The organism is bacterium (genome assembly GCA_021158245.1).
Taxonomy (GTDB): domain Bacteria; phylum Zhuqueibacterota; class QNDG01; order QNDG01; family QNDG01; genus QNDG01.
In genome coordinates, this window is record JAGGVB010000024.1 from 1 (window position 1) to 25430 (window position 25430).

Annotated in this window: 18 protein-coding genes; all 18 read right to left on the reverse strand. The window is 40.4% G+C overall.

All coding sequences use genetic code 11. The features are described 5' to 3' along the window. Positions 1–2599: hypothetical protein (locus J7K93_01260; protein ID MCD6115618.1), on the reverse strand; the 2599-nt coding region annotated here is incomplete at its 3' end. Positions 2600–2784: 185 nt separating this feature from the next. Next, the gene (locus tag J7K93_01265; GenBank protein ID MCD6115619.1) at positions 2785–3912 is read right to left on the reverse strand and encodes a hypothetical protein; all 1128 of its coding nucleotides are present in this window, start codon (positions 3910–3912) and stop codon (positions 2785–2787) included. 153 nt (positions 3913–4065) lie between these two features. Then, entirely contained in the window at positions 4066–5046 is a 981-nt protein-coding gene (gene pta, locus J7K93_01270; GenBank protein ID MCD6115620.1) for a phosphate acetyltransferase, read from the reverse strand. Positions 5047–5061: 15 nt separating this feature from the next. Further along, positions 5062–5550 carry a pantetheine-phosphate adenylyltransferase gene (gene coaD, locus J7K93_01275; protein ID MCD6115621.1) on the reverse strand — a complete coding sequence of 163 codons (489 nt, stop codon included), beginning with the start codon at positions 5548–5550 and terminating at the stop codon, positions 5062–5064. Further along, positions 5547–6107, reverse strand: a complete 561-nt coding sequence (rsmD, locus tag J7K93_01280) for a 16S rRNA (guanine(966)-N(2))-methyltransferase RsmD (GenBank protein MCD6115622.1) — start codon at positions 6105–6107, stop codon at positions 5547–5549. The genes coaD and rsmD overlap by 4 nt, the downstream gene beginning before the upstream one ends. Next, the gene (locus J7K93_01285; protein MCD6115623.1) at positions 6104–7300 is read right to left on the reverse strand and encodes a hypothetical protein; all 1197 of its coding nucleotides are present in this window, start codon (positions 7298–7300) and stop codon (positions 6104–6106) included. Before J7K93_01285 ends, rsmD begins: the two co-directional genes overlap by 4 nt. A gap of 33 nt (positions 7301–7333) precedes the next feature. Continuing rightward, on the reverse strand, positions 7334–8308 hold the full coding sequence (pilM, locus tag J7K93_01290) for a pilus assembly protein PilM (GenBank protein ID MCD6115624.1): 975 nt from the start codon (positions 8306–8308) through the stop codon (positions 7334–7336). 27 nt (positions 8309–8335) lie between these two features. Beyond that, positions 8336–10081, reverse strand: coding sequence for a hypothetical protein (locus J7K93_01295; protein ID MCD6115625.1), 1746 nt, complete (start codon positions 10079–10081; stop codon positions 8336–8338). A 47-nt stretch (positions 10082–10128) separates the two neighbouring features. Then, positions 10129–10518: a helix-hairpin-helix domain-containing protein gene (locus J7K93_01300; GenBank protein MCD6115626.1), complete on the reverse strand. Its 390-nt coding sequence runs from the start codon at positions 10516–10518 to the stop codon at positions 10129–10131. Between the two features lie 26 nt (positions 10519–10544). Then, positions 10545–11642: a molecular chaperone DnaJ gene (dnaJ, locus tag J7K93_01305; protein ID MCD6115627.1), complete on the reverse strand. Its 1098-nt coding sequence runs from the start codon at positions 11640–11642 to the stop codon at positions 10545–10547. 23 nt (positions 11643–11665) lie between these two features. Next, the gene (locus J7K93_01310; protein MCD6115628.1) at positions 11666–12229 is read right to left on the reverse strand and encodes a nucleotide exchange factor GrpE; all 564 of its coding nucleotides are present in this window, start codon (positions 12227–12229) and stop codon (positions 11666–11668) included. A gap of 30 nt (positions 12230–12259) precedes the next feature. Beyond that, positions 12260–13276: a heat-inducible transcription repressor HrcA gene (hrcA, locus tag J7K93_01315; GenBank protein MCD6115629.1), complete on the reverse strand. Its 1017-nt coding sequence runs from the start codon at positions 13274–13276 to the stop codon at positions 12260–12262. 273 nt (positions 13277–13549) lie between these two features. Then, positions 13550–14743, reverse strand: coding sequence for an ATP-binding protein (locus J7K93_01320; protein ID MCD6115630.1), 1194 nt, complete (start codon positions 14741–14743; stop codon positions 13550–13552). A gap of 311 nt (positions 14744–15054) precedes the next feature. After that, positions 15055–15474, reverse strand: a complete 420-nt coding sequence (locus J7K93_01325) for a YjbQ family protein (protein ID MCD6115631.1) — start codon at positions 15472–15474, stop codon at positions 15055–15057. 34 nt (positions 15475–15508) lie between these two features. Then, positions 15509–16342 (reverse strand): inositol monophosphatase, encoded by an 834-nt coding sequence (locus J7K93_01330; protein MCD6115632.1) that lies wholly within the window; start codon positions 16340–16342, stop codon positions 15509–15511. Next, positions 16306–24438: a CHAT domain-containing protein gene (locus J7K93_01335; GenBank protein MCD6115633.1), complete on the reverse strand. Its 8133-nt coding sequence runs from the start codon at positions 24436–24438 to the stop codon at positions 16306–16308. The genes J7K93_01330 and J7K93_01335 overlap by 37 nt, the downstream gene beginning before the upstream one ends. Continuing rightward, positions 24413–24967 (reverse strand): DUF1318 domain-containing protein, encoded by a 555-nt coding sequence (locus J7K93_01340; protein MCD6115634.1) that lies wholly within the window; start codon positions 24965–24967, stop codon positions 24413–24415. The genes J7K93_01335 and J7K93_01340 overlap by 26 nt, the downstream gene beginning before the upstream one ends. Beyond that, the coding region (locus tag J7K93_01345) for a hypothetical protein (GenBank protein ID MCD6115635.1) at positions 24964–25430 on the reverse strand (467 nt) is incomplete at its 5' end. The genes J7K93_01340 and J7K93_01345, both read right to left, overlap by 4 nt.

Consider the following 25430-nt stretch of genomic DNA (forward strand, 5'->3'; position numbering starts at 1 on the left):
CTGAAGCAGTCAAATACCCCTCTCCGACAACATCAGGCATAAAAGTTACAGAAGATACATTTGTCTGCTGAAAAGCCGGGTTAAAACCCTGTGACGCCCAGTTTACTTCCTCATCTTTTCTAAAATTTCCATAAGGATCATACCCTGCAGCAAAAAGATTCAGTGATTCACCAACCTGTACACTTCTCGCAAAAACTTCAGATCCCCCTTGATTTGCCGCATCTCTGATTGTTATACGTGAAAGGGCTGAAGGCTGCATATTGGGAGATATCGTAATATTTGACACAGTATCAGATGCACTTCCCGAAATCCCCTGAATTACAACTCCTGTTTCAGCATTAACAAAAGTCTGTGAAGATTCGCCTGTGCCGTTTTCAACAATAATGTTATGGAAAACGGGTAATGCGCCTGAAGGAGAAATTCCTCTTCCTGATTGCGGGGAAACATTAACAGTATCATCACAGCTATTACCGTACTGGTCATGTGCATCAGTTACTATTAATGAAAACGGTACTCCTGCAACCTGGCTTCTTCCGCAGCTCAAATCAAATTCTGCAATTGCCGTAGATGTAACAATAATATCACTTGTCTGCTTTGACACAGAGCCGCTCTGTACAGTAAATGTCTGAGCCGGTTCACGATACAATGCAAACTGATCTCCACTGAAAATTTTTGATCCATTATTCCATCCTGTACCGTCATCTGCCGGTACAGTCTGCTGAAACGGGTCAGAAGATGTCCATGTAACAGATCCCGTAAAATCAGTTTTAATATTTTTATATCCGTCATAAGCTGTTACAGTTATATCGCTTCCCAGGGCCCCGCCTGCAACAACAGATGCCGGAGCTCCGCTTAATGCAAACTCATACAACTGGCCGGGATTAACTGAAATATTTCCTGTTGTACGTGATACGTTCTGTGCAGTGCCCTGAAAAATCGTTATTGCCGCCAAAGTTAATGTCTGGTTTGCACTTCCGGTTCCGTTAATAATATGAATATTATTAATTGCAGGTGCAGTACCGTCAGGAGCATGATTCGACGCAGGTGTTGTTATTGACACTGCAACATCGCCTGTCCACGGGTTTCCCATTGTATCGACTGCTGAAGTAACATTAAGAGGAAAAGACGTGCCTGCTGTCTGAGGAGACGACGCGGCAACAATAAAATCGTCCAATGCACCTGGCAGCATTACAATCGGATTAGTATAATGGATAATGCCGTCCACACTCGCCATTAAAACAGTCGGAACAGCATTAACAAGTACTTCTATGCCGGAACCTGAATTTATTGTAACAGGAATACTATTTATTTCAGGATGATGCCCGTCAGGAGAATCTCCTCCTCCTGAAAATATGCTGATATCTATTGTTCTATTTCCTGACCAATCATTACCATATTTATCGTGTATATTTGAAACATCTAATGGGAATCCCACACCTGCATGCTGAGTTTGCCCTGTGGAAAAAGATAATTCATAAGCTGCAATATCCGGATGAGATGTTACTGCAATTGTATTGCTTGTTCCTGCCGCACTGCTTGTTGTCTGGTCTGTTGCAGTTATTGTTTGTGACGGTGAATTATAGAGAATAAATCCGGATCCGGTAAATGCTTTTGAACCATTTGTCCACCCTGCTCCGTCATCAATCGGCAGAGAAGCGGGAAACGGATCCGCATCTGTTGAGCTCCAGACAACATTACCGGAATAGTCTGTTTTTGTATTCCCATAAATATCATAAGCTGTTACTGTAACATTGCCGGTAAATGCTATTCCTGCTGTTGCAGAAGCAGGTTCTCCTGAAATTTCAAAACCCCCGAGAGTACCGGGACGAATAGTGATTGTGCCGGTCTGTTGCTCCATGTGGCCCACACTTAATTCAAATACTGTGGGCTGCGTATTATAAAGAATCTGAGTTTCCTGTCCGTCACCATGGCTAATGGGAATACGCCTTAATACAGGAGAATATCCGTCAGGTGAATCCCCGCCGCCTGAATAAATACTTATATATCCATATCCGTCCCAATGATTCCCATACTCGTCAACAGCATCCTGAACCTGAACTGTAAACCCTGTACCTGCAGTCTGCAAAGTACCGCATATAATTGTATATGAACTTACCCTGTCTAAAGAAACTATATCAAAATTTCCGCTACCTGTTTCTATTACTACTCCGGTATTAGTTCTTGTTTCTATTGTCAGAGAATAAGGCACTGCTCTGGTATTATTTGTAACCGGATCAAGAACAATTGTTACATTTCCGGAAGAAGTACTATTACCGTCACCGAATCTGTGTACATAAAGCACATCACCTGCTACACTTGTTGTAGTCGTAAATGTACCATCAATAGTTGATGATGTAACTGCAGCGTTTGACAGGTCAAAGCCTGACGGGAAATAAAATGCTATGACTCCGTCGGCAGGAATAGTCCTTGAAGTAGTGAAAGAAAAAGTATATGAAGATTGTTTCCCTGCCTGCTGATCACTAAGCGAAATAGATACTGATGTAATTTGTGAATAAACATTAACAGCTAATAACAAAATAAATAACGTTATGTATATTCTTCCGGGAAAATTTATGCGGTTCCAAATATTGCTTATCATGCTCTAACCTTTTCAAGATCAATGGAATGTAACCTTAGCAAAATATGCAAATAGCATACCATAGAACACATTTTAATGCAGGGGATACTATATATTGTTGATATTACTGAAATTGGGTAAGATATTGTACATTTATAACTAAATTTTTTAATTTATGGAAAAACTGCCTGGCCGGATATAGACCACTATTTAAGCATTGCCCTTAAAAGTAAAAGAAGGCCCTTACCATCATTTTTTGCAAGTTTAAAATTTCTTTTACTCTCACCGTATTCAGGATTTAAATCGCTGGCAGCTTTAAATTGATGCAAAGCCCTGTTAAAAAGATTGCGGCATTCTATAAGATATGCAATACCCAGTTTATTGTGCAGATCTGGAAATTCGGGATGTTTTTTAACAAGGCCTTCCATCTTTTCTACATAATTTTCGACTGAACCTTCCTCCCGCCCTCTCTCTCCGTACATCAAATTCAGATAAAATGCTCTGTCAAAATCAAGATCAATTACAGGCGGCAGGTCAATCCATATCTTTTCCATAAGTTCTACTGCTTCCTGCCATAAATTCTGATGAAATAATCTCATGACCTGTTCAATACTTTGAGTCCTGAACCGTTCGGAAATTGCAGAAACTCTTGTAAGATTCTCTCTTGCAAATTGTTTAACAACCTCTTTATCCTGAAATTTATCCATTGTCCTGTTGGCAATCACCATTTCCGAAAAAGTCCGTGCAAGCAGAAAATAGGGTTCATCAAAAGACGAATTTATTTCCAGGGCTTTTTCAAATGAATTTATTGCATCAGTGAAGCCTTCTTCTTTTAAATAAGCCATCCCCAGTTGAACCCACAAGTCAGGATATTCAGGGAATAATTCCGTTCCTTTTTTAAATACTTCTATTGCTTCTTCGATACCGCCCTTTCTCATGTACGCTATTCCAAGATATTTATATGCATCCCCATTTCCTTCTTTATATTTCAGTGAAAGTTCCAGTTCGTTAATAGCCTCATCAAGAAGGTTCCATCTTAAAAACTGTTCTCCCAAAATACACAGGCTTCTTGCGTGCCTTACGGTTTTTATTTTAACTGATATATCATAAAGCAATTCTATCTCATTAACCCTGCTGATATGTACTGTCTCAACATATTTCAAGAGAGAAGAAGCTGCCGTATGCTGAGGAATCTCCATCTCCTCTTTCAGTAATAAACGCCCGCTGTCAAAAAGTGCGGAAACTATTACTTTATCTTCTTCCCCTGAACTTGTCTGCAGATAGAGAGAACGTCCACGTCCATTGATGTTGTCACTGAAATTTATCCCTGCCATGGCTCTTCTCAAATGTTAAGGGGTGAATTAAAAGTCAAAATACAGTTTAATCCGGATTTGACCCGATTCTTTTTAATCTGTTTAATATCCTGAAAATCTGTTCATAATGACAAAAAACTTTTACTCACCCCGTTCAAAATATAATTTCAATAATTACTCTGCTAATAAACAGCAAATTGCTGAAACATTAATTATGTCATCTACGCTGCATCCTCTCGACAGATCATTTGCAGGCTTTGCAAGTCCCTGTATAATTGGGCCGACAGCTTCGGCACCTGCAAGTCTCTGCACAAGTTTATATCCGATATTGCCTGCATTTAAATCCGGGAAGATTATCACATTTGCTCTGCCTGCAACATTGCTTTCCGGGGCTTTCCGCTTCCCTATTGCAGGAACAAGAGCAGCATCTGCCTGCATTTCACCGTCAATAGTAATTTCCGGCGCCTTTGCCCTGACTATACTTACAGCCTCTTTAACCTTGTCAACCATTGGGTGATTTGCACTGCCATAAGTGGAAAACGACAGCATAGCAACAACAGGCTCAACACCTGTTAAACTTTTATGAGTTCTGGCACTTGCAATTGCAATACTTGCCAGTTGTTCAGGATTTGGGTCAGGTATTACTGCGCAGTCCGCAAAACTTACAATCTCTTTCCTGCCCGGTATTATCATTAAGAAGCTGCTTGAAACAGCTGTAACATTTTCAGCAAGGCCTACACACCTTATTGCGGCACGCATTACATCACCGGTATTATTAACAGCACCGGCAAGACTTGCATCAACTTCTCCCATACGAAGCATCATTGCACCGAAATAAAGGGGATCCTGAACAGTTTTAAATGCCTCCTCTTCTGTAATGCCTTTTTGCCTGCGAAGCTTAAAATACTCATCACCGAACTCTTTAATCCTTCTATATTCTGATGGTACTACAATATTAATTCCATTAAGTGTTATTCCCAATTTTGCTGCTTTTTCGCTTACATTCTGCTCAATATCAAGCAATGTTATTCGACAAATATTCTCGTCAACTAGAAATCTTGCAGCTTTCAGCATTCTTTCATCAGTGCCTTCCGGAAGTACAACATGCTTGTCCAGCTTCTTTACTTTTTCTCTGATTGACTCTGTAAAATCCATAATTGCATACTCTCCTTAAACTTGGGTTTTGGCATATTTTATATTAAGCGCAGCAACAACCTGTTTCGGAAGAAAGCATGACACATCACCGCCCAGCCTGGCAATTTCTTTTGCAATTGTAGAATTGATATAAGTATATTCTTCGCTTGGCATAAGGTATACTGTTTCCAAATCAGGTTTCAGCTTTCGGTTCATAAGAGCCATCTGAAACTCATATTCAAAATCAGAAACCGCCCTTAAACCACGGATAAGAGCACAAGCCCCCTTTTCCGAAGCATAATCTACCAATAAACCATCAAATAAATCTACCTCAATATTTTCCATGCTTTCAACTGTCTGCGCTATCAGGTCTCTCCTCTCTTGAATGGAAAAGAGGGGGGTTTTATGAGGATTATTTGATACAGCAATGATAATTTTATCAAAAATCTGTGAGGCTCTTTTTACTAAATCAAGATGTCCATTTGTTATAGGGTCAAAAGTGCCCGGATAAACAGCGATTCTCATTTTTCCCCTCCATGTGAATAAAATGAAACTACAGAACCTCCGAATAATTTCTGCCTGAATAGCTTCATATTGTGTTTCTCATTATCCATATCTCTTCTTTCATGCTCAATTATCAGAAGCCCGTCCTTCTTTAATACTTCTGTCTTACCTACGGTTTCTGCAATTTTTTGCCTGAACATACCTTTAAACGGAGGGTCTGCAAAAATCAAATCAACTGAAATATTATTCTGATCAAGGCTTTTAAGCACCCGGAAAACATCTCCGACTACTATTTCTGCTTGTAAGTAAAAAGAGCATACTTCAAGGTTATTTTTCAGTATTTCAAGACTTGACCGTGCTTTTTCAATAAATATTACCTTTTCAGCACCTCTGCTTATAGCCTCGATTCCAAAAGAACCCGTACCTGAAAAAAGGTCAAGGAATACTGCACCCTCAACCTCATTTCTCAATACAGAAAAAATAAATTCTTTTACACGCCCTGTGGTCGGTCTGAACTCATAGCCCTGCGGGCCTTTTATCTTCCTGCCCCTTGCCGATCCACCGGTTATTCTTATCACGGAGAAAAATTTCCCTCTGCAACATTCAGATCCAGAACTACCTTTAAATTTTTACCGTGAAAATCAGACAGCATTACAGGTGCTATCATTATCTTTGATATTTTAAAATTGCCTCTGATAGAACAGACATTTTTCATATACGCAAGAACATCTGTTCCCCTGCCTTCCAACTTTAAACGCACAGGATGAATTTTTCTGCCTTTTTCACGGCGTGAATTGAAAATCTGTACTTTCTTAATATTGAGTTTTTGTGTTCGGGCAATGCTCTTTAATCTTTCAGAAAGAGTTCTCGCTGTAAATCCTGATCCTGAAGCAGCTAAATCAGATGTAAAATTCTTTGGAAATTTTCCTGAAACCACACCCCAATATCTTGTCTGTCCCAACGTCTTATGTTTCTCTTCAGGAGATATTTTTAAATCCTTTATTCCTGTCAACGTCCCTATTTTTGATGCCAAATTTTGCGCACTGTTGGGAATAGCAGCGTTGTATTCAACTGCAAAGCCATCATCAAACACTAAAAATGCACCTAATTGGCCGTTATTTATCAGCATGCTGACAATTTTATCTGTAACATCCGCATAATTGCTGTTAAGTTCAGAATATGCCGATACTGTAGTTGAAGTCTGAGTTGTACGTTGTTTTATTGGCTTTTTATTTAATGTAGTATTTTTAGATACAGCTGTTTCCGCAGCTTTTGTGCTGTCCATACCTTGTGCTTTTTGCCTTTGCCGCCTCATCTGTTCAATGAGTTTCTGCACATCAGGCCTTTTTGCAGCCTGAGTCTGCTTTTTTGCCACTTCTTTCTGTCTGGGTACAATAGCTACAAAATAAAATAATGCAGCTGCAGCAATTACACCAAGCAGTATCCACAGAAAAACCGACGAGGACTGCTTCTTTGCCCCACCACCTCCCGAATAATTATCACTCTCCTGTTCAATATCAAGTTCATCATACCCTGGTATTGATTCATCAATATCAGTATCGCCCCCCAAAATATCATCTCCGAACCCATCAGAAGATTTATCATCATCAAGGTCTTCCCCAAATCCCAAGTCATCATTCAACTCATCGCCAAAATCACTAACCAGATCATCTTCATGTGTATCACCTGCTTTTTGGCCGGTATTATCCTGCCCGCTCTCTTTTTTTTCTTCTTCTGCTTCATCGTCCTGAAAAAGGTTGATATCTACCATAGACTCAAACCTCCTTTACATATTTTCATCCCGCTACGAAGCCTCTTTCACAAGCCCGGGAAACTTTTTAATAACTGCCCCTACAGGTGCTGTAAATCTATCGGGATATTTGTTCACTTCTTGTGATTCTTCCAGATCAGAAGAAAGACGGATACGTTTAAATGGATTAACCGCTATTACTAATGTTTCGGTATTTGATTCCATATACCGTACCAAATCTTCAGCATTTTGCGATCCTGTGAAAAAAATTCCTCCGAGATCTTCAAACCCCTGGCCGATATCATGTCCAAACAAAAGCCGTTTTAACTCTTTTTCAATTAATCCGGAAATAGCTGAAGAATCAGGTGCAGTGCTGGTGCTATCATCCTTTAAAGGCATTGTTTGGGAGAGAAAATATTCCCCCTTTTGCAAAAGCACTATATTCACTAACGATGTACCAACATCAATCAATGCATACGGCATTTCATTATTTATTGAATAGCTTTGCATAACTGATCTTATATTGGAAAAAATATCAACATCAATATCCACAAGCTTAAGCCCGCTATTTTTTATGATCTTGTGAATATTTGATATTATCTGCTTTCGTATGCATACTAAAAGATAAAGGGGATTACCTTCCCTGCTCTGGAACGGCAGTTTCTGATACTCAAGAACATAATCAGTACGGGGCGATACCAAAAACTGCTCCGCTTCCCATTCAAGCTGGCTTCGAATCGTATCCTGATCAAGGCCTAAGGCAACAGGTATCTTTCTTATATTAACCATTTCAGCTGCAAGAACGACACCTGTTTTGTCTGCCCTCACTCCTGCAGAATCAACGAGAGATTTAATAGTATCTTCAACAAAAGTAAAATCTAAATTATCAGACCTGAAAAGCTCCATTCCAAATTTCTGAATAAAAGGCCGCTCTGCAACACTTGTAATAAAATTCCCGTCACTTTCCGCAATTCTGACGAAATCGGAATGGAGCGATAAACCAACAAAAAATTGATCATTAGGGCTCACAAAAAAATCTCTTAATTAGTTATCAAATTATCTGGCTTTTTTCTCCCAGCTCTTTTTCCCATCCATATCTATATTACCATGATTACGGATTTCACCTCCGCCAAACACCTTCTCAAAAAACGGGAGAGAAAGCTTGATATTTATTGTATCTCCTGTTGCTGTATCCACATGTGATATAAAAGGAGTTTTCAATGTATCAACAATCGGACATTTAATTGAAAACTTTGCAACAATGGATGTATCATCAATCGCAACGATATGATGTGCATTTGCAACAGGACAAATATCAACACTCTTAAGCAATTCAGCATTTAATAATGGAGCAAGCCCAAGCGAATAAACAGCAGATTTATCTTTACCTGTCTCATTTTTAAAGAGCTTAACCATAGTCCTGGAATTCGGAAGTTGAAGACCGCTGACAATCTCCTGCACTTTTTCCCTGCCAAGTATTTTCTGCCATTGAACGGATTTATTGAGATGCTTCAGCATACTTATCTTGCCGTTATATTTTCTCTCTTCTCCCCGCCATAGAACATCCTTCTCTATTTTCCAAACTTCTGCTTTAAGGTATGCCCACAATCTATCAGGATTTGCCTCATTATCTTTAACCCACATGGTAAAAGCTTCTTCATCCCATGTCAGCCTACGATCGCTTTCCCAAAGATTTTTAATAATTTCATTAATCTGCTTTTTATTTCTTTTTTCCCACATAGCAAATTCATTGTTATATATACTGTCGCGCTCTGCTCTCCACAGAGAATCACGAATAGATGTAAAAATAGCTGCAAGTGAATCAGGCAGGCCCGCTTTTCTTTCTTTCAGCCACCTTTTTTTACGCTCTGTATTCCAGTTTTTCTCAACTATTCTATTCCATACAGCCTGATTTTCTTTAATCCAGGTATCTTTTTCTTTTGCATATAAAGCCTTCCACTGATCTTTCCATAAAAGTTCTTTATTCTTTCCCCACAACTTAACCTGATATTGTTTCCACAGGGAATCTCTTGATGCCTGAGACAGTGTATCCATGTCCGCCATCCACTGCTCCTCCCTACCAGGTTCCCATTGATCTCTCTGGCCCTGATTCCAGACATCTTTCCTCTCGGCAAGCTGCAGCATTGATTTAAACTCACCAAAGAAAAGAGGTGCATAGTATTTCCACTCGCGTATCTCATTAATTAATTTACCTGTCTGGATTTTTCTGTTTGCCCTGTTTAAAACCCTGGCTGAAATCTTGTCACTGCTAATAATATCCCAGAATTTATTTTCTCCAACAAGGCTTCTCCAATCAACTGCAAATTTAAGGGAATCCATCTGGAACATTGAATCAGAAATAGCAACCTTAAGTCCTGCAATAAGTTTTAATTCAAGAGAATCCCAATCAGCAAGGCTCATTAAAGGCCTTCCGGCATCGAGACGTGCTGTAATCTCTGAGCGAAGTGTATCCGGAAGATCAAGCCCCCGAATAAGGCCGGCCATCTTTTTTGATGTTACCAATTTATCCCAGTTTATTGACGAGTCGATTGCATCAACTACCTCGGGATACATAAAAACATTTTTCATTAACTTGGGAATACTATCTGTAAAGGTATTGGTATTCTCCATGTACCTGTACTCAAGGTGATTAAGAGCCGACATCCTAGCTCTGCAAACATTCTGAAGTTCATCTTCTTTTTTCCATACGCCGGAAGGATACACTATGGAAAAAATAAGTCCGACTACAAAAACAACAATAAGTATTTCATAAAAAATACTGCCCCTGGCTTTCTCTGCCATTGCTCTTCCTCCTTATTGAAATGGGAGATTAGTTATTAATTATTATTTTACTTTTTAACAAAAACGTACGGTTTAATTCTGTTAAAAACTTTTTCTCCTATGCCCTTAACATCCATTAGCTGTGAAATTGATTCAAAGCCTCCGTTTGTCTTCCGAAAAGACACTATCCTTGCAGCTGTGATAGGGCCTATGCCCGGAAGTTTTTCAAAATCCACCTCTTTAGCACTATTAATTTCAATACTCAGCCTGTCTGATCTCTTTTTATCTTTTACAGGCATCTGCCTTGTTGTATCATGTGCAGCAAGTTTTATATTAATCCCCTTAGTATCCGGCAAAGGGCTATAATTATCTCTGTACCAGTATAATAATAATCCTGCTATAAAAAAACATAAAAGAAAAAGAACTGCAATTTTTTCCCGCCTGCTAAAACCAAACATCAGCAACCTCCGGTTAATTAAACCTCTTAATCTTCCGGAGGAAAAACATCTTTATGGTTAGCAAGTTTTGCAAATAACTCTTTTGCATCCTTTGATAGTTTGTTCGGCACCCAAACATTTACTCTTACAAGCTGGTCTCCCACGCCTCTTCCATGAAGATGCGGAATACCCTTGCCCTTCATTCTTAAAATTGTTCCTGACTGTATACCTGAATCAATCCTTAGTTTTGCTTTTCCCGAAAGAGTAGGCACTTCAACATCATCGCCCAGTACAGCTTGTGTTACGCTTATATTCAATACATAAAGGACATCATCACCATGACGAGTAAAAAGTTTATCCTCTTTTTCCTCAATAAAAACGTACACATCTCCTGATCCGCCTCCGGTGGCACCTGTATTGCCTTCTCCGCTCAGAGTAATATAATTACCCTCAGCAGCCCCTGCCGGAATCTTGACTTTAAGATACGCTTCAGCAGGTTTAATCCCTTTACCGCTGCAAGAAGAACATCTGTCTGTAATTACAGATCCTCTGCCGCCGCAGACAGGGCATGGTGACACATTTATAAACTGGCCGAAAATGGATCTGCTTACCTGCCGTATCTGTCCCGTACCATTACATTTCTGGCAAGTACGAACAGCATCTGAATTTGCTGCACCACTTCCTCCGCAAGCCTTACACCTCTCCATCCTCTTTATTTTAATCGTTTTCTCAACTCCGGAAGCGATCTCTTTTAAAGACAGTTTAAGCCTTATCTGAAGATCACTTCCCTTAGCAGGCCCTTTCCTTCCGGAAGAACCGCCGAAGAAATCTTCAAACCCGCCGAATCCCTCCATAAAAGTTCTGAGTGCTGAAGAGAGGTCAAAATCAAATCCGAATCCGCCGAAGCCTCCTGACCCGCCCTTTAAACCCTCATGGCCGAATCTGTCATATCTCTGCCTTTTTTCGGAGTTGCTTAATACTTCGTAGGCCTCTGCAGCTTCCTTAAACATCTCCTCTGCATCTTTATCACCGGGATTCCGATCCGGATGATACTGCATTGCCAGTTTACGATAGGCCTGCTTAATCTCAACAGTATCAGCGGTCTTTTCAACGCCCAGCACTTCGTAATAGTCTCTTTTTACCATTTCCACCAACTATCCTTCTACGCCTATTTACTGACAACTACCCTTGCATGCCGCAGGACTTCTCCGTTAAGCATGTACCCTTTTTCATACTCCTCAACTACCGTACCGGAAGGCACATCACTCTTTTCAACCTGCAACAAGGCTTCATGTTTCTCAACATCAAAGGGCTGTCCGACAGACTCAATAGGAGTAAGCCCGTATCTGGAAAACAGAGACATAAGCTTCTGGTGAATAAGTTCCACACCTTTTAACAGTTCGTGCTCCGCAGATTCTTTTTTTGAAGCTTCCAAAGAACGTTCAAAATCATCTACTACAGAAAGAATATCTCTTATAAGATCACGATTTGCGCTTTGAATAATGCGAGAAACTTCCCTCTCGGTACGTTTACGCATATTGTCAATTTCTGCTGTACGCCGCAGGAGTTGATCCTGCAGGGAATCAATCTCCTTTTGAGCTTGATATAACTTTTTTTTCAGCTCTGCTTCTTTATTCTTAGGTGCCCGTTTTTTGGACGATTTTTGTTTTTTTTCTGTTTTTAAAAATTCTCCTGCAGAGGCTTTTTCTTTTGACTTTTTTGAATTTGCCATATATCCGAACAACTGCTCCTTAACTTTATCTCAACAAAAAGACTGACTCATTGTTTTCGCTACATAATTCACAAGAGGAACTATTTTATCGTATCTCATTCTTATAGGGCCCACAACGCCGAGAGTACCAACATCTCTTCCCCTGCGGTAACTTGCAGCAACAACAGCAAAGGACTTCAGGTCCATCTTTTCATTTTCATTGCCTATTGTAACTTCTACATCCCGGACTTTACGGTTAAATATTCGAACAAGCCGGCTCTTGTCATCAATCAGAGATAAGAGAGGTTCAATTGTGTTAATAGATGAAAATTCAGGCTGCTTTAAGATATTCCTTGTGCCGGAATAGTGGACTTCCATCGGCTCTGAAAAATCAAACAGTTCTTCTGCATGGCCTGAAATTTTTTCAATAACAACACGGCAGCAGGGTTTTGCATCTCTTACTCTCTCTTTTATAGTATTTCGAATTTCCTCAAGAGTAAGGCTGCTTAATCTCTCATTCAAAACCGAACTCGCCTTAATCAGATCTTCATCATTTAACTTCGAATCAACTTCAAGAACCACTGTTTTCACAAGACGGCTCTTTACATGAATCACAGCAAGAATCTTACCGGCAGTTAGGTTAATCAACTCAAGATGATCAAAAACCCCCCAGGAAAGCCACGGAGTTAAAACAACACTCAGCTCTTCTGATATTTTCCCTAATATTTTCGATGTTTCATCGAGAATACTGCTCATACTTGAACCGCTGCTTTTTATAGTCTCTTTTACTGCCCTTCTCTCATCAGTAGAAAGCCCTTCTGAGCTCATGAGGCTATTAACATAAAAACGGTACGCTTTTTCAGTAGGAGTGCGTCCTGCTGAAATATGAGGCTGATTCAGATATCCCATTTCTTCAAGGTTTGCCATTTCATTTCTTATTGTGGCAGAACTTGAATTCAGCCTGTACGTTTTGACAAGATGCTTTGATCCCACCGGATAAGCAGTTTCAATATACTGCTGAATAATACACCGGAGGATATCTTTTTGCCTGTTATTTAATTTATGCATAAAATCAAACTGTTTTTAGTCCATAAGCCCAAACAAAACAAAGTATAATAAAGGTAATGATTTTTGTATATTCTGTCAAGACAAAAATAAAACGGATTTAAAGGGCATTAACAATTAAAAACAGCGATACTATAAAAATGTCAGCGCCTCAATTCAGGCACTGAATTACGGATTGTTTTCTCCGAATATTTTCTTTACCGCTTTCAAATATTTTGTTTTGCCTGCAGCTTCAGAAGAATATAGTGATCAGCCGTACATCTCAATATTGAGCCATTATTTATTAAAAATAATGGATTCAATCCACCGGCCGAATTCTTTCCACGGTACAGCCTTTATACCCATGGGAAGCAACTTTATTTCATCAACCGTACAAACTAGTATTCCAGGCTCACAGATATCTCCCGCAATACGCCTGAAATTATTCAATGAAGCTGTATGCTTCGGAACAGGAGTAGCAGTCTGTTTAATTTCAACCGGGTAAACTCGGCCGTTGAGCATTAAAATCAGGTCTACTTCCATACCATCATGGGATCGCCAAAAATATAGATCAGTTGGCTGCCCAAGTGTAACCAGACGTTTTAATGTATCAATAACAACCCAGCCCTCAAAGAATTGGCCGCCCATTGAACCATGCCAAAGGCCCTGAGAAGAAGGCTGTCTCGTAAAATACGAAGTGACGGCAGAATCCATAAAATAGATTTTGGGAGTTTTGATGAGCCGTTTTCCAAAATTCCGATAAAATGGTTTTAATAGATAAATCATATACGAAGCATTTAAAATATTAAGCCATTTCCTGCAGCCCGGCACACTCAGTCCGATTGAACGGCTGAGATCCGACAAATTGAGTTCCTGTCCGTGCCTCGCTGCAAGAAGCCCGATAAACTGTTCAAATTGCCCTAAATCCCGAATGCTCTGCAATTGACGAATGTCTCTTTCTACATAGGATCGTATATAGCTTGAGATCCACAGGTATCTCTGCTCCGGATGAAGAACAAGTTCGGGATATCCTCCGTTCCAGATAATATCCTGAATTTTATGATCAGGATGAACAGTAAAATATTCATCACTGTAAAATGTCAACAGATCGAAAATTGCAATACGCCCTGCTAAAGAATCACTGACATTTTTCATGATCTGAAACTGCTGTGAACCACTCATCAGGAATCTTCCGCTGCGAGTTCTTTCAGAATCTATACGCATTTTCAACCAGGAAAAAAGCTGCGGTACATACTGAATTTCATCAAGTATAACAGGTTTTCCGGAAAACTGATCAAGGAAACCATTCGGATCTTCACTTGCAAATTGTCTTTCAAGGGGATCGTCGAAACTTACATAGTTACATATTTCCCCATATTCTTCTTTCAGGAAAGTAGTCTTTCCTGACTGACGCGGCCCTGTAATAAGGACAGCGGGGAATGTTCGGAGAGCTTGATCAACTATTTTTTTTATTGGGCGATCTATATACATGTGACAAATTTAAACAATTAGTTTCAATTTGTCAATTAATTTTTCATTTATTTAGTAATTTCACCCTTTCGTTGTTATTCTTGAATTAGAATTCAAGATGATGAAAGCTTGAATCAAGGGGCTGTATCAAAAGTCCCAACCCTGTCATTGCGATTCCGGCTTGCCGGAAGAAGCATTCTCTTCAATTCGTGCTCAACTCCTGAGACTGCTATGTCGCTTCGCTCCTCGTAATGACTTCAAATCGACTTTTGATACAGCCCCTATAAATATCCATTCTTTTCCGATATCCGCCTTTTTAGGAATCTAAAGTATTAAGTTGCTTCACCCATAACTTTGATAATCAGCCTCTTTTTCCTCATCCCGTCGAACTCGGCATAAAAAATCTGCTGCCACGGGCCGAAATCAAGCTTTCCGTCTGTAACAGGAACAACAACCTGGTGGTGAACAAGAAGGCTTTTTAAATGAGCATCTCCGTTTGTCTCTCCTGTTCTGTGATGCATGTAGTCAGGCTTAAAGGGTGCAAGAGCTTCCAGCCAGGCATCAATATCCTGCCACAGGCCAGGCTCATGGTCATTGACAAAAACACCTGCTGTAATGTGCATTGCAGAGACAAGAACCATGCCTTCATCTATTCCGGACTCGTCTACAACTCTCTGCACATCGTCAGTAATATTGATAAGCTCCCTCTTTTTTGATGTATTAAACCACAGATATTCCGTTTTGAATTTCATCTCAATCCTTCCTTATTATTTTTTCCCCGGCTCCTTATGCCACATCAGCGAGATACTTTTCAGTTACCTTAACAATGTGCTTATGTATATCAGGAGATCCGGCAACTATATTCCCCGCTGACAAATCAATCCCGCCCTTAAAATCAGTAACAACACCACCGGCCTCTTTTACAAGAAGCGATCCTGCAGCAATATCCCACGGCTTAAGCTGAATTTCCCAGAAAGCTTCAAACCTGCCGCACGCAGTGTATGCAAGGTCAATTGCAGCAGCACCCATACGCCTTACACCTGCAGAACCGGTTAATATTTCACGGAACGACTCAAGATACGGCTTGATAAGATGCCTTGAACGCCAGGGAAAGCCTGTTGCAATCATTGAATCTGCAAAATCTTTTTGTTTAGATACATTTATCTTTTTGCCGTTAAGGAATGCACCCCTTCCCTTTTCAGCCCAGAACAGCTCTTCTGTTGCAGGAGAATATACAACCCCTATAATCATATCCGCATCTTTCATAAGCCCTATCGAAACTCCGAATACCGGAATTGAATGCACGTAATTTGCAGTACCGTCAAGAGGGTCAATAATCCACTGGTATGAAGATTCAGCTCTGTCCAGGCCTGACTCCTCTGCAACTATTTGATGATACGGAAAAGATTTTTTTATAATTCTGATGACTGCCTGTTCGGATTCGCGGTCTATTTCAGTTACATAATCCCCAATACCCTTCTTCTCAATTCGGCGCATATCGGGGTTCTTTAATCCCTCCATCAGAATACGTCCGGACTCTTTTGCAGCGGTAATTGCACAATCCAACATCATATTTTCCTTATTTATTGATAATCCCCTGTAAGAGTGAACCCTGCCCATGCAGCAGGATGGCTGTTTACCATTTTCTTTACAATCAGCTGTGCATTTCGCAAGGCACCTGCTTTGGATTGTCCTTTACTGAGTGCTCTGTAAAAACGTTTTACAAGTACTGCGGTTTCAAGATCACTTACTTTCCACAAACTGCTTACAAGGGAAGATGCACCGGCAAAAATAAAACTTCTCGTAAATCCAATAATTTCATCCCCGGGGGAGACCTTGCTCATACCTGTCTCACATCCGCTTAAAGTTACAAGGTCTGCTTTTACCTTCAACCCGAAGATCTCCTTTGCTTCTAATAATCCGTCAAATTTCTTGTCAGGCATTAAAAACAGAGATGATTTAAGGGGGGCTTTTTCATTGTAAACCGCATGACATGCAAAATGCAAAACATTATATGATCCTGCATATTTTCGTACTACGCCTTCCGTTGCTTTTTCCCCCGTATATATTCTGCAATCAGGGAATGAACGTGTAATTGCCTTTATCTCCCTCTCTGCAAAAACCAATGGTTCTTTTCCCTTTACCGCCGGATTACCAATAGCAAAAACCTGTGCCTTTCTATTAATCCCTTTTTTGGAATTTATACAAAAACGCATCACACTTACACTCGGTACGGATGAAACAGAGATTTTATCAATCAAATACAATCCGTCTCCGCGTTTAAGTGCAGCAAAAGGCAGATAGTGAAGAACTTTGTGGGGAGATATGATCAAATGCTTTTCAGAAAAAACCAATCCTTCAACCGGCCGTATTAAAATAGAGTACAACGCCCTTGAAAGATTGTCAACTGATAAATAGGCCTGTATATTTTCTCTGAAAAGGTACACTAATTTTTTCAGATGTCCGGATGGAATATCTTTTTGTTTTACTTCAATCCTGTTATTTGAAATAAACCATATAATTACACTTTTATCAGTAACAAAATATTTAACAAGCCCTACACTATCCGGCAGCATTTCCTGAACCTCTGCAGCAGATAACGGGTCAACTGTTATTAAAGATGCCAATTCAGGATAAGAAGTTTTAAGATTTGAAACGCGTATTGCGTACTCCCGCTGTGTAACTTCCAATTTTCTGCGGAGTTTTTTCAGCAGATCCTTTCCCGTAAAAGATGCTTTAACTACTTCTATACTGTCTTCCAGGCTCTCCACGGTTTTTCGTACAGCATTGATCTTTTGAATAACATCTGACTTTTCAGCACTTAATTCAATCTCTTTGTCAGCAAGCATGTCAATAAAACTTCGTGATTGCGCTCTTTCTGCATACAAAAATGCTTCTTCTTTCTCCCCCATATCAAGAAGCATAGAAACAACATCTGCATAAAGATCCGTTTTTGTACCAAAGAATCCCTGCTTCAGCTCTTCTACTTTCAAATCCCTGCGCACCTTTTCAACTATTCTTACAGCCTCTTTCAATTCTCCTATTGCTTCTTTTTTTCTGCCTGTCTCTTTAAGAACAAGCCCTCTCTGCCTTGCAATGCGCCACAGAAATGTAGGGGCTCCGAGATTCAGAGCATCATTATATGCAGTATCAAGAACCGCAAGGCTCATCTTTCTTTTTTTAAGAAGGTTCAAAGTCCTGCCGAGAGCAAGCAGGGCTTTCACTTCATCCCGCTTATCATTTATCTGTCTTGAAAGTTCAAGCCCCCTCTGCAGAAATGCTTTCGCCTTTTTCAAATTCCCGAGTTCAATCAAAAGCAGCCCAAGATCAACCTGGTCGTAAGCAAGGCCTCGTTTGTATTCGGCAACACTGTCAACTTTTACTGCTCTGCGGAAAAACTCCATTGCTCTTTTGTATTCTTTTTTACGGATCGAAACCAGCCCCATATTTTTAAGGATTGTTGCTTCGTTTAATGCATTTTTCCCGTTCTCTGCAATTGACAATGCTTTCTCAAGCCACACCATTGCCCTGTCTTCATTGCCAATATCCATATCAATAAGGCCTCTTGTACTGTATCCTGCTGCAAGCAGGTTTTGATCCTTGCCTTTTTTAAGCTGTACCAGTGCTTTTTCCTGATATTCCAGAGCCTCCTTGTACTGGCCCCGTTTCCATAAAAGGTTTGCCATGTACTGCATGCCCTGAACCTGCTGAACCTTAAACCCCAAATCTTTAAACAGAGAAAGCCCTTCAGTCTGAGCATCCAGGGCCTCATTGTACCTGCCGAGTTTCTCATATGCAAGGCCCAAAAGCTGATACCCCGAAGCGATATTCTTTTGAATATCCGAATTCTGCCCGCCATTTGATTTTAACATTGCAATACCCTGCTTAAGGGACATCAGGCCTGCCAAAGACGAATCTCCTTCGACAAGGAATTTACCTTTGAAAAGCAGGGCTTTTGCTTCGTCAATACTGTCTCCTCTTTTCTCAGCCATCACTTTTGCACTATCCGCCCATATTGCGCCTTTTTTAAACTCTCTCGCACGCGAATAGAGAAATGCAAGATAAAGAACCGCCTCCTCACGCTTGATTCCAGATTCAGCTTTTACAGCAATTTCTTTCTGAATTGCCGCAGCCTGCCTGAATTGTCCGGCCTTGACAAGAATGGATACAAACCTGGACATTTCAATTTTATAATGCCTGCCTGGTTTAAAGGCATAATCTCCAATAATCTTTTTCTGATAAAAAACTACACTTTCCCACATACCTGCTTTAATACTTACACTTACGAGCTGCCTGTATATTGAATGCTGTTTTGCAGTATCACCGATGGCTGCAGCCATATCAAGTGCTTCTTCAAGATATTTTTTTGATGTTTTATAATCACGCTTCTTGTAAAAACTATATGCCACGGACAATCGTTTATTAATATTATTCATGGCAAATAATCTTCTCTTCTCGATTGAAAATCCATTAAACCCCATAAAGCTGAAACATGCCCACGAAAAAGCAGTATCATCTTTTGTCTGAAATCTGGCATTAAAGAATGCAGACTCAAAAGACATGGAAGATATGCTTCTGAAGAACCCTGTTAAAAACGCATCCTCTGTATTTTCCGGTACAGGTTTTCTTATCCACAAAACAGAGGGAACTCCTCCGTAAAGTAACGTATAGGCAAAAACTGACAATTCATCGTCCGTTATTTTTTTTCTGCTTTCAAGTATGGCAATACTGGCTTTGATATCAAAAGAGAACAAATCTCTTAAACTGATGAGCCCTTCCGAAGATGTGTCTGCAGCAAGAAACAGTGTTGTACCGAAAGGATCAGTATCTCTGTAAAAAAATCTTTTTGAGAATATAAACATGTCTGCACCGGACAGAGCCTTGTGTAAAGCTTCAGGCGTCGCATCTCTGCCGGAGAGCACATTAACCTTTAAATTCCCGTAATTCTTTACATTGATATTGCTGCGTGTATCAGTTATTGATAAAAGCGATTTCTGGTTTATACGCGGCCTGTTTTGCGCAATTAAAGCATAACTTAAATCCGGGCAGTATCTTATATTTTTCTCCATACCGAGAAAACCCTTATCATCAGCCAGGGCCTCAAAAGGGAGATTATGAACGAAACCGCTCTGAACAAACATAAGGGATTTCTTTTTATTGATAATTCTTTTCATCGGAGACAGGAGGAGATCAAAAATATGCCTGCTCTCAATCTTTGACAATGAGGAGTTGTAAAATTCTTCCTTAAATCCCGACACTGCTGAATTAATTTTTTTATACGGATATGGAATTATTCCTGAATAGACGCTATCCCTTGTGACAGCAGCCACATAACTGGAATCATGGCCGGGGATAAACAGGATTGCCGCCTCATCATCCGGCAGTATATTTTGGAACTTTGATAAAGAAAATTCATAAGCACCTGCAAAATAGGCAAGAACATCATCTTCCTGCTGAATAGCATGCCTGTATTTTTCAAGTTCTCTTTCCGCCTGTTTTTTAATCCGCTCTCTGTTCCTTCTTTTCGCACCTGATGATTCCGACAGAATCCAGGCCTCTTTTTTTGCATATAAATAATTTTTCCATATTATCTTATGGTTCTCTTTCCTGAAAAGAGGCTCACTAATACTGACAAATTCAGCAATTTCTCTCTGCTTTCCCTGTTCAAGAATCCTGACCGCCTCTGGAATATCTCCTTTTTTTACACTTTCCATAGCTGCATCGTCAAAAAGTTTTCTGTGCTCCTCTTCAACAGGTACAAGGGAAAAGGGCACTGTTTCATTAGGAGGAACTTTAAGCCGGAATTCCACAGCTTTCGTATAAAGACTGTCAATTTCCGGACCTGCAGAATCTGAAATTGCCGAAAGGAATCTTGCCTTTGCATAAATAATTCTCCACATCGGCCTTAAATCGCCTGATTTGCGAATAAATCTTTCGGCCTGTGAAACGGTTTTTAACGCCTCTTCATACTCTCCTGACGCAGCCCAGACTTCTGCCAGATTTTTGTCAATAACTCCTCTCAGATAAAAATTACCGTATTGATCAGCAAACGCCCTTGCCTGTAAAAAATATCTGACAGACTGCTCAAGCTTCATAAAACGCTTCAATGTTTTTTTAACATTAAATAATATTTTTATATTTTTATATTTTAAGTTTTGAGCCTCGGAAAATTCAATTCCGCCAAGTATATTCAGAATTTCTATTTTACTTATCCGATCTGTACTGTTATTCCTCTCTAATTCTTCAGATAAAATTTTCCTTGCAAAGTCTCCCTTATCACTGTCCCATTTTCCGGACAGATCCTTCAATGCCGTATATCCGAGGTTAAGAGTTGTAAGGCGCGTTCCTGCCTTATCTTTGGCTTTTATACATTTTTGAAAAGCTTCAAGAAGATAATCCCAGGATTTATCATCATTCCCCAGTTTCAGGAAGAGAACCCCTATTCTGTTAAGACACACTCTTTCTGCAAGTTTGTCTCCTGAATTGCGGAAAAGTTCAAGCCTTTTAAGCTCATAGCTTATCGCTTCATGAACAACTCCCATATCTTCCATACTTCTGCTGATCAACCCGTAAATAAGGGCAGCTTCCTGCGAATAAGAAACTCCTTCGGATAATCCCGGCCCGATTGTACTTACCTTCCAGATGGGAATGGAGAGGCCCAGAAGTTCTATTCTCACATATTTATCACTAGCTTTTTCCGGAATGCCCTTTAATGCAGGCAGCATTTTCTCCGCTCTTTTTCCTTCTGTAATAACTTCCCTGGGCTCCTCAAGAAGATAAAAATTATATGCAAGATTCCTGAACGCAAGTTCTGCGTCTCTGTACCGCCCCATTCTCTCATACCGCATTCCAATCTGCTGATAGATGGGAAGTGCATCTTCATATCTGTCTGAAAGATAGTAGTAAAATGCAATCAAATTCAACGAACGGAGTTCTTCATCAACTTTGCTGATTTTTTTGAACGTTTTTGCTGCAATTGTCAGGTATTTGACAGTAACTGTTGTATCCTGAGTAAATACACCGCAATGCCCTGCCCGCTGATAAAAGACTGCCTTTTCAAGATTTGTTAAAAAAGTTGTGTCTGTATCCAGCCTTTTCTGATAGTAGAACAACGCCTTGCCGTATCCGTACTGCCCCAGTTTGTAAAAATTATTAGCAAGATTTTGAAGCAGCATTACTTCGAGCTTAGGATTCTTCTTCTCATCATTAACTTCAATACCTGTAATAAGTGTCTGAATAGCTTTCTCATGAAAATTACTTCCCCTGCTGCTCTCGCCTCTGAAAAAACCGTATATCATTGAAACCGGAGAATAAATAATATCTCTAATTCTTCTTAGAATCCCCTTTTTCCTGCTTCTCTCCCGTACAATGTAATCTTCTATAAGTTCATAATTATAGCTCAGGGTCAAATACGGATAAGGCTGCTGATAATCCTGTTTAAGAGATTCTGAAAGCGCCTTGTTGGATTCAGTTAGTTTTTTTCTGTTCTTTTCACCTTTAAATGAAAATGCCAATCCGTAACCGTAAAAAATACTCGGCCTGCTTTTGTTATTTACCTTCTCTTCGTACTCTTTTAAAAGGGCATCAATTGTCCCGTTGTAAAATGCGGACTTTACAAGCCCTCTGTGTACTTTAAAATCTTCAGGGTGCAGTTTTAAAGCCTGGCGGAAGCGAGCTTCTGCAAGAGCAAAATCTCCTGCATTAAACAGACGTTCCGCTGTTTTCATTAAAAGAGAAAATCTCATCTCCCTTGCCTGGGAAGCAAACCGGCCCCCTTCGGTCAGAGAATACTCCTTTTCGACATCTTCAAGAAGGAAAATGGCTTTGAGTTCATCCTCCTGGGCTTCATACACAGAAGCAAGCATAATATCCGCCTTTGCCTTTGCCCATTCAATATCAGGGAATAGCTGCGCGGTTGATTTTAACTCTTCTGCACTCTGCCTGTAGCGGGAAGAATCTATCAATGTTCTGCAGATCAACAGATGGGCCTGAGCCTGCAGAGAGGGGACATCTTCCGTATCCTTTATAATTCGGCGGAGCCTGGAAACTCTCTCTTTTAATGTTCCTGAAACATAACTGAGAAGCCGTTCGCCTGCCCTGCCTCGCCACAGAGGAACAGCGCTGTACTCCTTTAGAACAGTAAGGTATTCATTGTCTGCCATATTCTGCTCGGACTGAGCCGCAAAAATATCTCCTATCTTTAAAAGAGCCTGTGCCCTGAAATTGCTTTTATAGGGAAACAGGGAAAGAACTTTGGTATATGCTTCAAGAGCGCCTGCATGATTATCGGACCGTATAAGCAGGCCGCCTTTCTGTATCAGGGCTTCAGCTTGAATTCTGCGGTTTGTCCTGTAAACTTCTGCAATCTTTGTACACTCTTCAATTTTTTTATTTGTTGAATATTCTGAAAAATAGCTTCTTTTTAAAAACGCACGGCCTTTTTCAGAGGAACCGTGTGGAGAAGCAAAATATGCTTTGTTAAAACTAATGTATGCATTTGCAGTATCATTTAAAGTAAGATAGATTTCACCTTGCTGGATAAGAGAACGCGCCTTAATCAGAGAATCCGACGGGAACCGTTTCACAAGAGATTTAAGGGAAATTAAAATCTGAGACAGGGCTCGCAGCGATACTGCTTCCCCTGACCTCTCAAGAATTTTCTCATACTCCGATCGTGCATCAGGTAATTGAGGTATAATTCCGTGTGCAGGAATTGACCAGATATCAAGTTTATGCTTATAGTCCGAACCGAAATAGATTTTATTATCAATTCCCCATGACGGACAGGAGCTTCCCGAAAAGTTTGTAGTAATCTGAATTTCCGGACTGTCAGTCAGGGTTTGATTCCCGGATATAAGAGAATCCGCGTTTATTTTTTTTACAAAGAGGACTCCTTTTTCAAAAGAGGGAGAACCATCACTTTGTACTTTTTTTCTTATTTGCCGGACAAAAACAATTTCATCTCCGAGGGGTGAAAACTTTGCTGATCTATCCGCATCCCTGCCCTTTGTGATTTGTACAACCTTTCCTCCGAGAATTTCAGGATTGTTGATATTAATCAGAAACAGGTCGCCGCCAGGTTCTTTTCTTACTGAAGTAAAAATAAGATTTCCCGAAGGAGACGGAGACCATGAAGGTTCAAAGCCTCCCTGTGCAGTAATCTGAAAAGGGCTTCCCTCCTTCAAGTCATAAACCCAGATATTCCGTTTTCCCGAACGCGTAGAAGTGTATGCAATGTATCTGCCGTCAGGAGAAAAAACAGGGGATATATCAACACCTCTGTATTCTGTTACTCTTCTGAGTTTCTTAAGTTTTGCCCCGTTTTTCAACAAAGACACTTCAGCAATCCAGATATCTCCGAAAGCATCGAACCTGCGTGATACAAAAGCAATACTTTTGCCGTCAGGAGACCATGAAGGAAGAAAATCATCCGCACTATGCCTTGTTATCCTGCAGGGCACACCGCGGGGCAGTTTCAGAATCCATATATCAGTATTAACACTGCGGGAAGAGACAAATGCCAGCCTTTTGCCGTCAGGAGAAACTGAAGGCTGAAAATCCGCTTCCGGATGTGTTGTTATCTGTACAAGTTCCGGCAGGTCTGTCTCTTTTGCATATAGATTGAAACAGATCAAAAAGAAAATTATAAAAATAAAAGACCCTGATAAAAAACCGGCTCTTGCGAAAAATCTATTTTTTCTTATTCCACGTTCCATCTGCACTCTGTATCCATGTGCCTTTCGGGGAATTCTCCTGATACATACGGGCAAAAACCTGTTCAATTCCCTTCCTGGCAGACTCTGTTAATGATCCGTTTATCTCAATGATTCTTCCTACAATCACTTCTCTGTCTTCGTTCTCTTCCTCCACAATCTCTCTTACCAGATCCGATTCTTCAGGAGATGCGGCAGCCGCCTCTTTACGTACAAATAGAAATCCATGCACGTCCTCCCCTATAAAGCCCTTTTTTTTAAATTCCTCAACATCATCCCTGTTAAACTTCTGACGCTGAATAGCTTCCAGAACCCTCCGCTTTTCAGGAGACACAACAGACTGCCTGTGCCCTGCGCCTCTTGTGGACGCAATCATCCATGTGTCCTGTTTTATTCTGTCGTATGTACCGATTACTTCTCTTTCAAGGGTTGTTTTCTCGCCTGTAACCCTCAGTTCCGGTGCTCTTATGGTGCAGGAAAAAAACAGCATCATAAAAACCGCAAGAGCGGAAATGGATTTAATTGTTTTCATTTCAGATTTTCCTTTTTATTCTTTTTCATGTTTTCCATAAAAAATGCCAGCGGCAGCCTTCCATACTCCAGGTTCTCAGGAATACGAATGGGAGAAAACCACGGCTGTGATAAAGATAGAGACGGATAGATATAACCATGCCTAAGGTTAAAAGCAAAACCCATCGGCTTCCACCCGGTTTTTATGAGGCGCCTTGTGATCTGTATTGATTTATCCGTTCCGGACGGATCAATCCCTTTTAAAAGAGCAGCTGCAAATTCCGACCCCATTTCCGAAATACGGAAATACCCGTTTACATCTATCCCCTTCTCAGGATCAGTCCCCCTCCCCTTTATGGAGGCTGTGGCATTGACAACTGTCTTCTCCCCCTTTCCCGGCCCTGCAATATAGTTGGCATCTATATTAGAAAACTGGCAGTTAAACAGATACTTAACTCCGCCCTCCTTAAAATTATCAGCATTAA

Excerpts from the sequence above, each read along its gene's own strand:
- J7K93_01265 (MCD6115619.1), bottom strand. The coding sequence starts at position 3,912 with ATGGCAGGGATAAATTTCAGTGACAACATCAATGGACGTGGACGTTCT.
- pta (MCD6115620.1), bottom strand. The coding sequence starts at position 5,046 with ATGGATTTTACAGAGTCAATCAGAGAAAAAGTAAAGAAGCTGGACAAG.
- coaD (MCD6115621.1), bottom strand. The coding sequence starts at position 5,550 with ATGAGAATCGCTGTTTATCCGGGCACTTTTGACCCTATAACAAATGGA.
- J7K93_01285 (MCD6115623.1), bottom strand. The coding sequence starts at position 7,300 with ATGGTAGATATCAACCTTTTTCAGGACGATGAAGCAGAAGAAGAAAAA.
- J7K93_01295 (MCD6115625.1), bottom strand. The coding sequence starts at position 10,081 with ATGGCAGAGAAAGCCAGGGGCAGTATTTTTTATGAAATACTTATTGTT.
- J7K93_01300 (MCD6115626.1), bottom strand. The coding sequence starts at position 10,518 with ATGTTTGGTTTTAGCAGGCGGGAAAAAATTGCAGTTCTTTTTCTTTTA.
- dnaJ (MCD6115627.1), bottom strand. The coding sequence starts at position 11,642 with ATGGTAAAAAGAGACTATTACGAAGTGCTGGGCGTTGAAAAGACCGCT.
- J7K93_01310 (MCD6115628.1), bottom strand. The coding sequence starts at position 12,229 with ATGGCAAATTCAAAAAAGTCAAAAGAAAAAGCCTCTGCAGGAGAATTT.
- hrcA (MCD6115629.1), bottom strand. The coding sequence starts at position 13,276 with ATGCATAAATTAAATAACAGGCAAAAAGATATCCTCCGGTGTATTATT.
- J7K93_01320 (MCD6115630.1), bottom strand. The coding sequence starts at position 14,743 with ATGTATATAGATCGCCCAATAAAAAAAATAGTTGATCAAGCTCTCCGA.
- J7K93_01325 (MCD6115631.1), bottom strand. The coding sequence starts at position 15,474 with ATGAAATTCAAAACGGAATATCTGTGGTTTAATACATCAAAAAAGAGG.
- J7K93_01330 (MCD6115632.1), bottom strand. The coding sequence starts at position 16,342 with ATGGGCAGGGTTCACTCTTACAGGGGATTATCAATAAATAAGGAAAAT.
- J7K93_01335 (MCD6115633.1), bottom strand. The coding sequence starts at position 24,438 with ATGGAACGTGGAATAAGAAAAAATAGATTTTTCGCAAGAGCCGGTTTT.
- J7K93_01340 (MCD6115634.1), bottom strand. The coding sequence starts at position 24,967 with ATGAAAACAATTAAATCCATTTCCGCTCTTGCGGTTTTTATGATGCTG.